The organism is Schauerella aestuarii (assembly GCF_009866805.1).
In the GTDB taxonomy this organism is placed as follows: domain Bacteria; phylum Pseudomonadota; class Gammaproteobacteria; order Burkholderiales; family Burkholderiaceae_B; genus Schauerella; species Schauerella aestuarii.
Window position 1 is genome coordinate 322,642 of record NZ_SIZW01000040.1, and the last position, 13,161, is coordinate 335,802.

Here is a 13,161-nt window from a genome sequence, read left to right on the forward strand (position 1 = left end):
TCGCCTGCATGGCCTTCTGGCGCCTTCTTGCGCTTCAGCGGATGGCGCGCACGCACTCATCGATCAGTGCCGGCCCGCGGTAGATCAAGCCGGTATAGACCTGGACGGCATCCGCACCGGCGGCCATTTTTTCGCGCGCCTCCTTGCCGGACACAATGCCGCCCACACCGATGATGGCCATCGATGTGCCCACCCGTTCGCGCAACCGTTCGATCACCTTCAGCGAAAGGGCGTGCACGGGCGGTCCGGAGAGACCCCCGGCCTGATCGGCGTGCGGCAGACCGATTACGGCGTCGCGCGACAGGGTGGTATTGGTGGCGATCACGCCATCGATGCCGTAGCGGGGAAGCACATCCGCAATCGCATCGATCTGTTCGTTGGAGAGATCGGGCGCGATCTTCACCACGAGCGGTACGTGACGTTGATGTTCGTCGGCCAAGGCGAGGCGCCGATCGCGCAACGCGCTCAGCAAGCGATCGAGTTCGTCGCCGCTTTGCAGGGCGCGCAGGTTTTGCGTATTGGGCGAGGAGATATTGACGGTGACATAGTCGGCGTGCGGATACACACCGGCCAGGCCGATCAGATAATCGTCGGCCGCGCGTTCGATCGGCGTATCGGCGTTCTTGCCGATGTTCAGGCCGAGAATGCCGCCTTCGCGACGCCATTGGCTCTTCTGCACATTCTGCAGAAACACATCCAGCCCCTGATTATTGAAGCCCAGGCGATTGATCAGCGCATGCGCGCGCGGCAAGCGAAACATGCGGGGCTTGGCATTGCCGGGCTGTGCCCGAGGCGTAACGGTACCCACTTCGATAAAACCGAAACCCAGGTTGCCCAGCGCGTCGATATGCGCGCCATTCTTGTCCAGCCCGGCTGCCAGCCCGACGGGGTTGCGCAAGGCCATGCCCATGAGCGTGCGGGGGGCTGCCGGTCTGGCGTGCATCAGGCGGCGCGTGGCGGCGCAATCGTAAGCGCGTTGCAGGCCATTCAGAGTAAGTTCGTGCGCCTGCTCGGCGTCCATCGAAAACAAGGCGCTGCGGGCGAGGGGATAGGCTTGGAAGAGGATCGACATGGGCGGCGGTTGGCAGTTGCGGCGGCGTCGCGTGCGCTGGGAGCGCGTGCGGAGAACCGCCATTATCGCCGATTGCGATCTCTGGGCAGCCGCGCAGGCGCTTTCAGGCGCTCTCTTGCCAGGTGCCGTCGATCAGACGCTGCAGCGGTTGAAACGCCGCCTTGTAGGCCATCTTGCGACTCGCCTCGATCCAATAGCCGAGATAGAGCCACGGTAGTTGCAGGCTGCGGCATTGTTCGATCTGCCACAAAATGCTGTAGGTGCCCAAGCTGCCGCGCGCTTCCGGATCGTAGAAGGTATAAACGGATGACAAGCCCTGATCGAGCACATCGATGATCGACACCATGACCAGGCGGCCATCCGGCTCGCGAAACTCGACCAGGCGCGTATTGACGCGGCTGGTGAGCAGGAACTGCGCGTACTGGGTGCGGCTGTCCTCGTCCATTCCGCCGCCGGGATGACGGCTTTGCTGATAGGCGGTGTAGAGCGCGTAGTGCTCCGGCGACCATGCCAGCTCGGCCACGAAGGCGCGCAAGTTTTGATGGCGCGTCCAGGCTCGGCGCTGACTACGATTGGGTGTGAATGCGGCGGTATCGACCCGTACCGGGATGCACGCCTGGCAGCTATCGCAGTGCGGCCGATACGTGAACAATCCGCTGCGCCGAAAGCCTTGCTCCACCAGATGGGAGTAAGTATCGGCATTGATGAGGTGCCCGGGTGCCGCAACCTGTGAGCGCGCCTGCCGATCGGGCACGTAGCTGCACGGATACGGTGCCGTGGCATAGAACTGCAACGTCGAAAACGGAAGTTCTTTGAGTTTGCTCATGAAGGGTCACCTGCGCCATTCACGGCTCGGGTCGAACCATATTAACGCCTAAACCGGCGCGAGCGGCGGCGCATCGTGTATCGCGGCATGACCGGCGAGCGGATGAATGATGCCGCAGCTATCGAGCCTGCCAGACTGCCAGCGGGGAGGTGTCGCGTGCACGGTGGCGCGCAGGTGGGCGCCGAATGCTGCGCGGTCGACCGGGCGCGCGCCCAGGCTCGCCAGGTGGGCGGTCTGCTGTTGGCAATCGAGCAAGGGCACGTCATGCAGACGCAGAAAATTCACCAGATAGGCCAATGCAATCTTGGAGGCATCGGTCACGCGGGTAAACATCGATTCGCCAAAAAACATGCGGCCCAGATTGATGCCGTACAGGCCGCCGGCAAGCTGGCCGTCGATCCAGGTTTCGATGCTGTGCGCCGTGCCTTCGGCGTGCCATGCAATGTAGGCGCGTTGCATGGCGGGCGTGATCCATGTGCCGGTTTCGGGCAGGCGGGGCGCGGCACAGGCTGCAATCACCTCGGCGAATGCGGTGTCGACCCGAACTTCGATCCGCGAGTGCGGCTGGCGTTCATCGCGCGCGATCTGCCGCAAGCGTTTGCGCAGCGCATGGGGCGGCGCGAACTCGGCACAGGTGAGCACCATGCGCGGATTAGGGCTCCACCACAACAGCGGCTCGTTCTCTGACGACCATGGAAAAATGCCCTGGGTGTAGGCCGAGCGCAGCCGTTCGAGCGACAGATCGCCGCCGGCGGCCAGGAGGCCATCCGGATCCCGCCAGGCTTGTTCAACTGGAGGAAACGGCGTGTCCCGCGTCAGCCACGGCAGTTTCATGGTGGGGCTTAGTCGATGGCGTAATGATGCGTGGGAAACGTGCCCGCCTTGCGGTCGGCGAAGAAGTGCCGCAGCGTGGTCACCACCGAACCGAACGACAAGTTGTCCCAAGGAATCTCGGCTTCGGTGAAAAAGCGCGCTTCGAGGCTTTCGGGGCCGGGATTCAGGCTGTCGTCGCGGGCATGCGCCAGAAAATACACATGCACCTGATCCACACGTGCGACATCGATGACGGTATAGAGCGTGCCCAGTTCGATCGAGGCGCCGGCCTCTTCGGCCGTCTCGCGCATCGCGCCTTCGGAGATCGTTTCGGCCAGTTCCATGAAACCCGCCGGCAACGTCCAGGTGTCGTAGCGCGGTTCGATCGCCCGGCGACAGAGCAATACGCGGTCGCCCAGGACGGGCAGCGTGCCCACCACGATGCGCGGGTTCTGATAATGGATGGCGCCGCAATGTTCGCAAACATCGCGCTCGCGATTATCGTCGGGCGGCACCCGGCGGGTAATCGGCGTGCCGCACTGGCTGCAGAAGTGGGCGCGGCGCGGTGCGGGAAAGTAGAAGGCTGGGTCGTCGCTCATGCCAGGATTCTACCGAAGCTTGGCGAGGATCGAGCGCGGCATCGGCTTATCTTGCGCACTTATCTGCGTGTGCTGTGCATGGGCCTGGTTATGCACCGGGGTCTGGGGGCGGATGCTCATGCGGGATCGCCTGCGGGCATGGCCACGAAGCCCATCGCCTGTGGAATGTCGCCGCGGGCCGCGGCGGTCAGTGTGGTTGTGCTGCCGAACGCGGCGATGTCGAGTTGCTGGCCGGCCTGCAGTGCGGCAATCCGTTCGAGCGCAGGGCTGCCGTCCGGCAAGGTGAGGGCGTCGAATACCGCCGGCAGATCGCGATCCTCGATCATGCCCGGGCCGAGGTCGGTGGTGGCGTACAGGGCTCCGGCGTCATCCAGCCACCAGGCGTCGATGCGCGCGATCGCGGCCCCCGTGTGCGCGACCAGTGCATGGCCTTCATCGGCACCGCGCAGAATGAGCGGCGCACCGTCCACACGCACGTACACCCGCTGCGGGCCGTTTTGAAAATACCAGCGGCCGGCATCGTCATGCGCATAGTTACGCGCCATGAAGCCCAGAATTTGCGTATTAGAGATTGATTCGCCCGCGGTGTGGGCGCCGGCATCGCCCTCCGGATGGAGCCGGAACCGTCCGCGCCCGTCGAGCGAGAGCCAGCCGTACACGGCCGGCACATTGGGCCAGCGTGCAACGGCGTCGAGTACTTGGGGATCCATGGGCATACTCCAGTTGAAGGCGCGAGGCCAAACCATACCGGAAACGCGAGCGCACAAACAACAACGGCCCGCATGAATGCGAGCCGTGAGATGCTGAAAATACTTGGAGGCGCCAGCCGGAATCGAACCGACGTACACGGATTTGCAATCCGCTGCATAACCACTCTGCCATGGCGCCGGCAGGTCCGGCACAGCAAGCGCCGGCAAGACAAACTCAAGCTTTTCGCTTTTACTTTTTTGCTTTTATTTCTTATTAGCCACGGACATTACGATGGATGTCCGTGCGTAAAATCTGGAGCGGGAAACGAGGCTCGAACTCGCGACCTCAACCTTGGCAAGGTTGCGCTCTACCAACTGAGCTATTCCCGCGTATCTCATGACACCGAGGCTTGACGCTTCGAGATTTCGATCTGCATGCGGGCTTGCGGCCTGCGATGCGGGGCTTAACCCCTCGATCAAGATCAGTATTCACGAAAGACAGCGAGTATACAACATTTTGAAAACGTCGTGCAAGTGAGGGTGGCGAGCACGTTTCCGGATGCCTGGCTGCGTGGGTGGGCGCGTGCAACCGATGGCATCGGCGACGCCACGGACGAGAAGGTGACCGGTGCGACGAAACCTGCAAGGGGGAATCGCGCGAGCCTGACGAAGCCTGCGAGGTAGATGCGCGTCAAATGATTTTGCGCGGCTTCGAACAAAACCTGCCCGGTAATGAAAAAGGGAAGCCCGGAGGCTTCCCTTTTTCACTGAATTTGGAGCGGGAAACGAGGCTCGAACTCGCGACCTCAACCTTGGCAAGGTTGCGCTCTACCAGCTGAGCTATTCCCGCGTCGAGTGACACCCTGGTGTGTTGGTAAACCAACGTGATGTCATCGAAGTCGCGCATATTACCTGAAATTTTTCAGCTTGTCTTTCGATCACCGTTTATTCGCTGTTGCTTGGCATTTGCTGCGCAGTGCGATCAAACTTCGATCTCGGTCTTGCTGTTCGTTCAAGTAAACTGAGCGAAGAAAAAGATATTAGCATAACTTGGTAGCTGCATGTCAATACCCCTGTCGAAAACATCTTCAAAATCCGCAGCGCTTGTTGCCGAGCCGGTCGATTTGACGGCCTGCAACACGCTTGGATTGCGCAGCCACGCACGCGCATGCGTCACGCTCGAACAAGCGAATCAGGTGCCCGCGCTCCATGATCTGGTCGTCCTGCACGGTGCGATGCTGGTGTTGGGTGGCGGCAGCAACGTGGTGCTTCCGGAAGAGGTTGGTGGCGTGGTGGTGCGTCCGGCCTTCAAGGGCGTGACACTGGTGGGCGAGGATGACGGGCATTGGATCGTCGAGGCGGGTGCCGGGGAGAATTGGCACGCACTGGTCGCCTATTGCGTGGCGCAAGGGTGGTGGGGGCTGGAAAATCTAGCGCTGATCCCCGGCAACGTCGGCGCGGCGCCCGTGCAGAACATCGGCGCCTACGGTATCGAGCTCGTCGATCGCCTGCATAGTGTGGTCGCGTGGGATATGCATGCCCAGGCCCTTGTGACGCTTGCGTCGAAAGAATGCGGTCTGGCTTACCGGGATAGCCGCTTCAAGCACGATGCGGCAGGCCGATGGGTGATTCTGGCCGTGCGTTTTCGATTGCCGCAAACGTGGCAGCCGATGCTGGACTATCCCGATCTCCATGCATTGAAAGAGGCGCGTCTGGTTGCCGATGACTCGGTCGATGCAAAGGCGGTGTTCGATGCCGTCTGCGCCATCCGGCGCGCCAAGCTGCCCGACCCGGCCCGGATCGGCAACGCCGGCAGCTTCTTCAAGAATCCTTGGGTGAGTGCCGAGCATCACCGCGCGCTGGCCGAAAAATTCTCTGGTTTGGTGGCTTATCGTCAGGCCGATGGGCGCTACAAGCTTGCGGCCGGTTGGTTGATCGATCAATGCGGCTGGAAGGGCCGCGATCTTGGCGCGGCCGGTGTGCACGACCGCCAAGCGTTGGTTTTGGTCAACCGCGGCGGCGCGCGCGCCGGGGACATTCTGGCGTTGGCGCGCGCGATTCAAGACGATGTCATGGGGCGCTACGGCGTGATGCTCGAGCCGGAACCCGTGGTGGTGCCGCCAGCTTGAGCACGTGCCGTCCCATCGATTCGAGCCAACCGTGAGCCGTCGTGGTGACGTGGGTTGGAAAGCGAACCCTGAAACCGCCATGACCGACACCGCGCCGTCCTGATGGCTCGGCGGGGACGCCAACCGCGATGACGACTCGCTCGGCGAGCGCTCGCTTACAGCCCCAACACGCTTTGCATATCGAACACACCCGTCTGCTTGTCCTTCAGGAAGCGGGCGGCGCGTAGACTGCCTTCTGCATACGTGGCGCGGCTGCTGGACTTGTGCGTGATTTCGATGCGTTCGCCGGTGCCGCAAAAGTACACGGTGTGCTCGCCGACCAGATCGCCGCCGCGCACCACCGAGAAGCCGACGGTGCCGGTTTCGCGCGGACCGGTTTCGCCTTCGCGCGACCAGGTAGCGATATCGTCCAGCGACTTGTCCCACGCTTTTGCCACCGTTTCGCCCATGATGAGCGCGGTGCCAGAAGGCGCGTCGACCTTGTTGCGATGGTGCGCCTCGAAAACTTCCACATCGAAGCCCGAGTTGAGCATCCGGGCCGCCAGATCGAGCAACTTGAGCGTGGCGTTGACGCCCACGCTCATATTGGGTGCGAACACGATGGCAATCGATTCGCCCGCGCGTGCGATCGCGGCGCGCCCGGCGTCGTCGAAGCCGGTGGTGCCGATCACCATGCGTACGCCATGCTTGACGCAGGCGTCCAGGTGGGCGAGTGTGCCCTCCGGGCGGGTGAAATCGATCAGGCAGTCGGCACCTGCCAGCGCATCCAGTTGGTCGGTGATGGCGACGCCGCTGGGCTTGCCCAGAAACGCGCTGGCATCCTGGCCCACATTGGCGTTGCCGGCATGATCAAGCGCGGCGGCCAGGGTCAGGTCGGGGGCGTTAACGATGGCTTCGATCAACATGCGGCCCATGCGGCCGCTGGCGCCTGCGACGGCGATTTTCATACTGCGCTCCAACGATAAGATGACATCGGGCGGCGCTATGGCCGCCCGCTTGGCGAAACGACGAGCGCCGGGCAGTGCCGCCCGGCACGCACTACGGCAGCGCCGGCGACGGGCCGCCCACTGAGGCGGGGACCGTGCTCGGATTGCCCGATCCGTCGCCCGTGACGGCGTCTACATTGATACGCGGCGTGACCTGACGTCCGGCATCTTCGCGAATACGTTCGGTCTCGCGGGCCGATCGCTCTTCGGCACGCTCATCGGCTTTGGGATTTTGCTGGCCCATCTGGAACGGCTGCAGCGCGGGCTGCTGGTCGCCTTCCCAGCGTGCCAGCACGTCATTCTGGAAATAGACGGTGAACTTGCGCTCAACGGCGTCGCCGTAACCCGGCTTGAAGTAATAGGGGTAATCCCAGCGATCGGCGTGCAGCACGCTGGTGAGCGTGGGGCTACCCAGGGCGAAGCGCACTTGTTCGCGCGTCATGCCGGGTTGCAGCAGGGCGACCTGCTCGCTGGTGATCCAGTTACCTTGCTGGATGGGGGCCTTGTAAGGGAAGCCCCACTTGCCCGATGCGCAGCCGGAAAGCGTCAAGGCGACGCCGAGCACAGCGGCAATCGCGCAGCGGCGGGTGTAATAGGAAGCATTCGTGGACACGCAGTCCCCCGTAAAAAGACCGATAAAACGGTATCATAAAGGTTTAGTAAAGACTGCGATTACACCATGAGCGACCAGAGTGAATTGAAAAATATGGGATTGAAGGCCACTTTCCCGCGCCTGAAGATCCTCGATATTTTCCGCAAATCCGGCGAACGTCACCTCAGCGCCGAGGATGTGTATCGGGCCCTCATTGGCGAAAACGTCGAAATCGGCCTGGCCACCGTCTATCGTGTGCTCACCCAGTTCGAGCAGGCCGGCATCCTGTCGCGCAGCCAGTTCGACAGCGGCAAGGCCGTGTTCGAACTCAATGATGGCGATCACCACGATCACCTGATTTGCACCAATTGCGGCACGGTCGTGGAGTTTTCGGATACCGAAATCGAGCGTCGCCAGCACAAGATCGCGAAAGACAACGGCTTTTCGTTGGAAAGCCATGCGATGGTGTTGTACGGCGTATGCAGCGACTGCAGCTCGCGTCCGGCCACCCGCGGCGGTCTGAGCCAATAGATCCGAGCTGGTGAGGCTGAGCCGGCTTGCCTGGATCAGCAGGCCTGAGCCGGTAAGCCCAAGCCCGCAGGTCCGGGGCTCGTCATCAGACCCTGTTGCTGCCCCTGGCGGCCCCAGCTGAAACTCTAGCCGAGCATTTCGCGCGCGTGCTTGCGGGTCGTGGCGGTGATCTTGATGCCGCCCAGCATGCGGGCGACTTCTTCGACGCGTTCCTTTTCCGATAGCGGCACGATGCTCGAACGGGTGATCCCATCCGTTTCAGCCTTGCTCACCTGGAAATGTGCCGAGGCGCACGCGGCCACTTGCGGCAAGTGCGTGACGCAGAGCACCTGATGACGCTCGCCCAATTCGCGCAGCAGTTGGCCCACCACTTCGGCCACGGCACCGCCCACGCCGCTGTCGACTTCGTCGAAGATCAGCGTGGGTACGCGCGCCGCACGGCTGGCAATCACCGACAAGGCCAGCGAGATGCGCGACAGCTCGCCGCCCGACGCTACCTTGCCCAGCGGGCGGGGCGTGGTGCCGGCGTGGCCTGCCACCAGAAACACCACATCCTCATTGCCGTGCGCCGAGGGTGCACCGCTTACCAATTGCACCTCGAAACGGCCGCCCTGCATGGCCAGCGTCTGCATGGCGCCAGTGACCAGCGCCGAGAGCTTCTGCACGGTACCCGCGCGCGCCGCGGTCAGTCTTTCGGCCGCCTGGTCATATGACGTGCGCGCGGCGTCGGCCTCGCGGCGCAGTTTCGCGACGTCGGCGGAGGCTTCCATCTCGGCCAGTTCTGCGTGGCGCTGCTCGCGCAGGGCATCGAGTCCTTCGGGCGGCGTTTTCAGGAGCCGGCCCGCATCGAACACCGCCGACAAACGGCTTTCGATCTGGTTCTGGCGCTCGGGATCGAGTTCGACCCGGCTCAAATAGTGATTCAGTTCCGACGACGCTTCGTCCAACGCAATGCCGGCCGATTCGAGCGTGTCGTGAATGCTCTGCAAGCCCGGATCGTGGCGCAACAGTTGATTGAGTTTCGAGACGGCCACTTGCACGCGATGCTGGGCGCTGTCGTCATCGCCATCGATGGCCGTCAGAATTTGGGCGGCCCCATCGAGCAGCGTTTGAGCATGGGCCAGACGGGTTTGTTCAGTCTGCAGGGCATCCCACTCGCCCGGTTGCAGATCGAGCTGATCCAGGGCGTCGACCTGCCAGGCGATCAGTTCGCGCGCCGCCTTGAGCGTCTCGGCATCCTGTTCGGCAAGCTCGAGCCGTCGTGCCATCGCACGCCAGTGCTTGTGCGCCTGCGCCACCTCGCGGGCGAGCTCGGCATGATTGCCATGCGCATCGACGAGATCGCGTTGCGCATCGCCCCGCATCAGGCTCTGGTGCGCATGCTGGCCGTGGATGTCGACCAGTTGGTCGCCCAACTCCCGCAATTGGCTCAGCGTTGACGGCACGCCGTTGACGAACGCACGGCTGCGGCCTTGGGCGTCGACGACGCGTCGCAGCGCCAGTTCGTCGCCGTGGTCGAGCTCGTGTTCGGCGAGCCACGCGCGTAGCGTATCGGGTGTGTCGAACACCGCGCTGATGTCGGCGCGCGGTGCCCCTTCACGCACGATGCTCACGTCGCCGCGGCCGCCGAGGGTCAAGGCAAGGGCGTCGATCAGGATGGACTTGCCCGCGCCGGTCTCGCCGGAAAATACGGTGAAGCCGTCGCCGAAGTGGATTTCGGCTTGATCGACGATGACGAAGTCACGGATATGCAGGGTGCGCAGCATGTCGTGTCAGTCGGTAGCGTCCGTGTTGCTGAGGGCTTGCGGCATCAGGTTCCAGTGCAGCTTGTGGCGCAACGTGGAAAAGAAGCTATAGCCTTCGGGATGCAGAAAGCGCACGGTATGCGGGCTGCGGCGCACAGTGATGCGATCGCCCGGTTGCAGGTCCGACCAGGTCTGCATGTCGAAGTGCACGCTAGCGCCCAGCTCAACGCGGCCGATGGCGGTAAGCGTCATGCTGAGCTCGCCGGTGTCGGGAATCACGATGGGGCGGTTGGACAGCGTTTGGGGTGCCACGGGCACGAGCACCAGTGCGTTGAGGGTCGGGTGCAGCAACGGGCCGCCGGCCGAGAGCGCATAGGCCGTGGAACCGGTAGGCGTGGCGATGATGAGGCCGTCGGCGCGCTGCGTGTTCATGTAGATGCCATCCAGCTCCACTCGAACCTCGATCATGCCCCCACGACCCGCGCGGTTGAGCACCACATCGTTGAGCGCGGTGGCACAGAACATTTTTTCGTCGCCGCGCCACACGCTGCCTTCCAGCAGTACCCGCTCCTCGGCCACGTAGCTGCCGTCCAGAATGCGTTCGAGCGCATCGTTGGCGTCTTCGAGCGGCAGATCCGTGATGAAGCCCAGGCGGCCATGGTTGATGCCGACCAGCGGAATGTCGTAAGGCGCCAAATGCCGCGCCGCGCCCAGCATGGTGCCGTCCCCGCCCACCACGATGGCCAGATCGGCACGCTCGCCGATGGTCTGCATCGACGCCACGGCGAACTCGTCCATCCCGGTATTGGCTGCCGTGTCCGACTCGATCAGGATGTGGCAGTGCGACTGGGTCAGACGTTCGGCGATCGCCCGCAGGGGCAGGGCCATGCCTGAATCCTGATAGCGGCCGATCAAGGCAACGGTTTTAAAGTGCATGGGCGACGATGGTGGAAGGCTCAAAACGAGAGTATGCGACCGATTATATGGGGCCGGATAGAGGGCGATCTGACAAAAATAGCACTGTGGGCGATTCTTTCCATAAAATAGCGGATATGGATGACCGTGCTCGTGCTTTGTTAAAGGCGTTGATCGAACGCTATATCACCGATGGGCAGCCCGTCGGCTCCCGCACGCTTTCCAAGGTGATCGACCTGTCGCCGGCCACGATACGCAATGTGATGGCTGACCTCGAAGGCCTGGGGTTCATTCACAGCCCGCATACGTCGGCGGGGCGCGTGCCCACGCCGCGCGGCTACCGCGTGTTCGTCGATTCGCTTCTGGCCGTGCATTCGTACGAGGCCCAGCCGGCGCATATCCGCAACATGCTGCCGGCTTCCGAGCCCTCGCGTGCGGTGAATGCGGCGGCCGCCTTGCTGTCGAACCTCACGCAGTTCGCCGGCGTGGTGCTGGCGCCCAAACGCGCGCAGATCTTTCGCCAGGTCGAATTCATTCGTCTGTCCGACAAGCGGGTATTGCTCATCATCGTGACGCCCGATGGCGATGTGCAGAACCGCATCCTGTTTGTGCAGCGCGACTACACCCAGATCGAACTGCTCGAAGCCGCCAATTTCTTCAACGCGCATTTCGCCGGCAAATCTTTCGACGCCGTGCGCCGCACGTTGGCCACGGAGCTCGCACAACTGCGCGAGGAAATCTCCGGGTTGATGCAGGCCGCGGTCGAGGCGGGAACCGAAGCGTTCGACGACAACGATTCGGTGGTGATCTCCGGCGAGCGCAAGCTGCTTGAAGTGACCGATATCGCGTCCGACATGGATCGCCTGCGCCGGATGTTCTCGTTGTTCGAAAAGAAAACCGATCTTCTGCAGCTCCTGGATGTGTCCAGCCGCGCGCAGGGCGTACAGATTTACATCGGCGGCGACTCGCAATTGATGCCGCTCGAAGACGTCTCGGTCATCACCGCGCCCTATGGCGTGGATGGCAAGGTGGTGGGCACTCTCGGCGTGATCGGACCGTCGCGCATGGCGTACGAACGCGTGATTCCCATCGTCGACATCACCGCGCGATTGCTGTCCAACGCGCTCAGCCACAACCAATAAGGTTTCTCTTGTTCCTCCGTCTGTTCAAGTATCTCTGGCCCGAGCGCTACCTCCCTGAAACCCCTCAGGCCGACCCTTTCGATGAGCATCCCGCGCCCCGTACGGTAGGGCGCGTCGGCATCATGCTGGTCAATCTGGGCACGCCCGACGAGGCCACGGCGCCCGCCATTCGGCGCTATCTGCGCGAATTCCTGTCCGATCCTCGGGTGATCGAAATCCCGAAATACCTGTGGTGGCCGATCCTCAATTTGTTTGTGCTCACCGGGCGTCCGAAGCGGCTGGTGCCGCGCTATGCCGGCATCTGGATGGACGGCGGCTCGCCGCTATTGGTTTACAGCCAGTCGCAAACGGACGGGGTGCGCACGCACCTGGCGCAGGCGGGCCTGGATGTGGAAGTCGAGTTGGCGATGCGCTACGGCAATCCGTCGATTCCCGACACGATGACCAAGCTGCGCGCACGCGGCTGCGAGCATATTCTGATCGTGCCGATGTATCCGCAATACGCGGCGTCCACGACCGCTACCGTGGTCGATGCCGTGACGGGCCATGTGGCGCGGCTGCGCGACCAGCCGGAATTGCGGTTCATCAAGCGTTTTCACGACGATCCTGGCTACATCGGCGCCATGGCAGGCAAGATCCAGGCGTTTTGGGACGCCAATGGTCGTCCGCAAAAGCTTGTGATGAGCTTTCATGGGCTGCCGCGCGCTTCGATCGAAATGGGCGACCCCTATTACCGCGATTGCATGCAGAGTGCGCATCAATTGGCCCGCGCATTGTCATTGACTGCGGATCAGTACGAAGTCACGTTTCAGAGCCGGTTCGGCGCCGCCCGTTGGCTGGAGCCCTACACCGAGCCCACGTTGAAAATGCTGGCGGGGCAGGGCGTGACCGATATCGATGTGGTGTGCCCGGGTTTCCTGGCCGACTGCCTTGAAACGCTCGAGGAAGTGAGCGAGGAGTGCCGCGACGCCTTTCTGGAGGCCGGCGGCAAGCAGTTCCGTTACATCACCGCGCTCAACGACGATCCCGCCTGGGCTGGCGCCCTGACGACCGTGGTGCGTCGTCATCTGCAGGGTTGGCCCGGCTGACCCCTTGAAAACCCTGCGCTCGTCCCCATTATTC

13 protein-coding genes and 3 tRNA genes are annotated in these 13,161 nt (G+C 62.8%); 4 read left to right on the forward strand and 12 right to left on the reverse strand.

Annotation, left to right across the window (positions count from 1 at the left end):
• Nucleotides 1-34 precede the first annotated feature (34 nt).
• The 8 genes from EYW45_RS08290 to EYW45_RS08325 all read right to left on the reverse strand — a co-directional run bounded on the left by EYW45_RS08290 (nucleotide 35) and on the right by EYW45_RS08325 (nucleotide 4,849).
• Complete coding sequence (locus EYW45_RS08290; RefSeq protein WP_161134903.1) at nucleotides 35-1,072, reverse strand: quinone-dependent dihydroorotate dehydrogenase; 1,038 nt, start codon at nucleotides 1,070-1,072, stop codon at nucleotides 35-37.
• 103 nt (nucleotides 1,073-1,175) lie between these two features.
• Nucleotides 1,176-1,898, reverse strand: a complete 723-nt coding sequence (locus EYW45_RS08295) for an arginyltransferase (protein WP_161134904.1) — start codon at nucleotides 1,896-1,898, stop codon at nucleotides 1,176-1,178.
• Between the two features lie 48 nt (nucleotides 1,899-1,946).
• A complete protein-coding gene (gene aat, locus EYW45_RS08300; RefSeq protein ID WP_161134905.1) occupies nucleotides 1,947-2,732 on the reverse strand; it encodes a leucyl/phenylalanyl-tRNA--protein transferase in 786 nt (261 codons plus the stop codon).
• A gap of 8 nt (nucleotides 2,733-2,740) precedes the next feature.
• A complete protein-coding gene (locus tag EYW45_RS08305; RefSeq protein ID WP_161134906.1) occupies nucleotides 2,741-3,310 on the reverse strand; it encodes an NUDIX hydrolase in 570 nt (189 codons plus the stop codon).
• Nucleotides 3,311-3,426: 116 nt separating this feature from the next.
• The gene (locus EYW45_RS08310; protein WP_161134907.1) at nucleotides 3,427-4,020 is read right to left on the reverse strand and encodes a DUF2946 family protein; all 594 of its coding nucleotides are present in this window, start codon (nucleotides 4,018-4,020) and stop codon (nucleotides 3,427-3,429) included.
• 104 nt (nucleotides 4,021-4,124) lie between these two features.
• Nucleotides 4,125-4,198, reverse strand: a tRNA-Cys gene (locus EYW45_RS08315).
• A 115-nt stretch (nucleotides 4,199-4,313) separates the two neighbouring features.
• Nucleotides 4,314-4,389 (reverse strand) — tRNA-Gly (locus EYW45_RS08320).
• Between the two features lie 384 nt (nucleotides 4,390-4,773).
• Nucleotides 4,774-4,849, reverse strand: a tRNA-Gly gene (locus EYW45_RS08325).
• 211 nt (nucleotides 4,850-5,060) lie between these two features.
• On the opposite strand from EYW45_RS08325, the gene murB reads away from it, so the two are divergent.
• Entirely contained in the window at nucleotides 5,061-6,128 is a 1,068-nt protein-coding gene (murB, locus tag EYW45_RS08330; protein WP_161134908.1) for a UDP-N-acetylmuramate dehydrogenase, read from the forward strand.
• Nucleotides 6,129-6,283: 155 nt separating this feature from the next.
• On the opposite strand, the gene dapB is transcribed toward murB, so the two are convergent.
• Together dapB and EYW45_RS08340 are read right to left on the reverse strand one after the other, a co-directional pair.
• Nucleotides 6,284-7,075 (reverse strand): 4-hydroxy-tetrahydrodipicolinate reductase, encoded by a 792-nt coding sequence (gene dapB, locus EYW45_RS08335; RefSeq protein ID WP_161134909.1) that lies wholly within the window; start codon nucleotides 7,073-7,075, stop codon nucleotides 6,284-6,286.
• 91 nt (nucleotides 7,076-7,166) lie between these two features.
• A complete protein-coding gene (locus tag EYW45_RS08340; RefSeq protein ID WP_161135394.1) occupies nucleotides 7,167-7,688 on the reverse strand; it encodes an outer membrane protein assembly factor BamE in 522 nt (173 codons plus the stop codon).
• Between the two features lie 105 nt (nucleotides 7,689-7,793).
• Here EYW45_RS08340 and fur point away from each other — a divergent pair, with 105 nt between their 5' ends.
• The gene (fur, locus tag EYW45_RS08345) at nucleotides 7,794-8,237 is read left to right on the forward strand and encodes a ferric iron uptake transcriptional regulator (RefSeq protein WP_161134910.1); all 444 of its coding nucleotides are present in this window, start codon (nucleotides 7,794-7,796) and stop codon (nucleotides 8,235-8,237) included.
• 125 nt (nucleotides 8,238-8,362) lie between these two features.
• On the opposite strand, the gene recN is transcribed toward fur, so the two are convergent.
• Both recN and EYW45_RS08355 read right to left on the reverse strand, forming a co-directional pair.
• A complete protein-coding gene (recN, locus tag EYW45_RS08350) occupies nucleotides 8,363-10,003 on the reverse strand; it encodes a DNA repair protein RecN (protein WP_161134911.1) in 1,641 nt (546 codons plus the stop codon).
• A gap of 6 nt (nucleotides 10,004-10,009) precedes the next feature.
• Nucleotides 10,010-10,918 (reverse strand): NAD kinase, encoded by a 909-nt coding sequence (locus EYW45_RS08355; protein WP_161134912.1) that lies wholly within the window; start codon nucleotides 10,916-10,918, stop codon nucleotides 10,010-10,012.
• A gap of 116 nt (nucleotides 10,919-11,034) precedes the next feature.
• Here EYW45_RS08355 and hrcA point away from each other — a divergent pair, with 116 nt between their 5' ends.
• Together hrcA and hemH are read left to right on the forward strand one after the other, a co-directional pair.
• Nucleotides 11,035-12,039, forward strand: coding sequence for a heat-inducible transcriptional repressor HrcA (gene hrcA, locus EYW45_RS08360; RefSeq protein ID WP_161134913.1), 1,005 nt, complete (start codon nucleotides 11,035-11,037; stop codon nucleotides 12,037-12,039).
• An 8-nt stretch (nucleotides 12,040-12,047) separates the two neighbouring features.
• Nucleotides 12,048-13,127 (forward strand): ferrochelatase, encoded by a 1,080-nt coding sequence (gene hemH, locus EYW45_RS08365; protein ID WP_161134914.1) that lies wholly within the window; start codon nucleotides 12,048-12,050, stop codon nucleotides 13,125-13,127.
• Nucleotides 13,128-13,161 lie beyond the last annotated feature (34 nt).

Bases quoted from the DNA above. Each gene is read 5' to 3' on its own strand.
- dapB (WP_161134909.1), bottom strand. From the start codon at position 7,075: ATGAAAATCGCCGTCGCAGGCGCCAGCGGCCGCATGGGCCGCATGTTG.
- murB (WP_161134908.1), top strand. From the start codon at position 5,061: ATGTCAATACCCCTGTCGAAAACATCTTCAAAATCCGCAGCGCTTGTT.
- hrcA (WP_161134913.1), top strand. From the start codon at position 11,035: ATGGATGACCGTGCTCGTGCTTTGTTAAAGGCGTTGATCGAACGCTAT.
- fur (WP_161134910.1), top strand. From the start codon at position 7,794: ATGAGCGACCAGAGTGAATTGAAAAATATGGGATTGAAGGCCACTTTC.
- EYW45_RS08305 (WP_161134906.1), bottom strand. From the start codon at position 3,310: ATGAGCGACGACCCAGCCTTCTACTTTCCCGCACCGCGCCGCGCCCAC.
- EYW45_RS08355 (WP_161134912.1), bottom strand. From the start codon at position 10,918: ATGCACTTTAAAACCGTTGCCTTGATCGGCCGCTATCAGGATTCAGGC.
- EYW45_RS08310 (WP_161134907.1), bottom strand. From the start codon at position 4,020: ATGGATCCCCAAGTACTCGACGCCGTTGCACGCTGGCCCAATGTGCCG.
- EYW45_RS08295 (WP_161134904.1), bottom strand. From the start codon at position 1,898: ATGAGCAAACTCAAAGAACTTCCGTTTTCGACGTTGCAGTTCTATGCC.
- EYW45_RS08290 (WP_161134903.1), bottom strand. From the start codon at position 1,072: ATGTCGATCCTCTTCCAAGCCTATCCCCTCGCCCGCAGCGCCTTGTTT.
- recN (WP_161134911.1), bottom strand. From the start codon at position 10,003: ATGCTGCGCACCCTGCATATCCGTGACTTCGTCATCGTCGATCAAGCC.
- aat (WP_161134905.1), bottom strand. From the start codon at position 2,732: ATGAAACTGCCGTGGCTGACGCGGGACACGCCGTTTCCTCCAGTTGAA.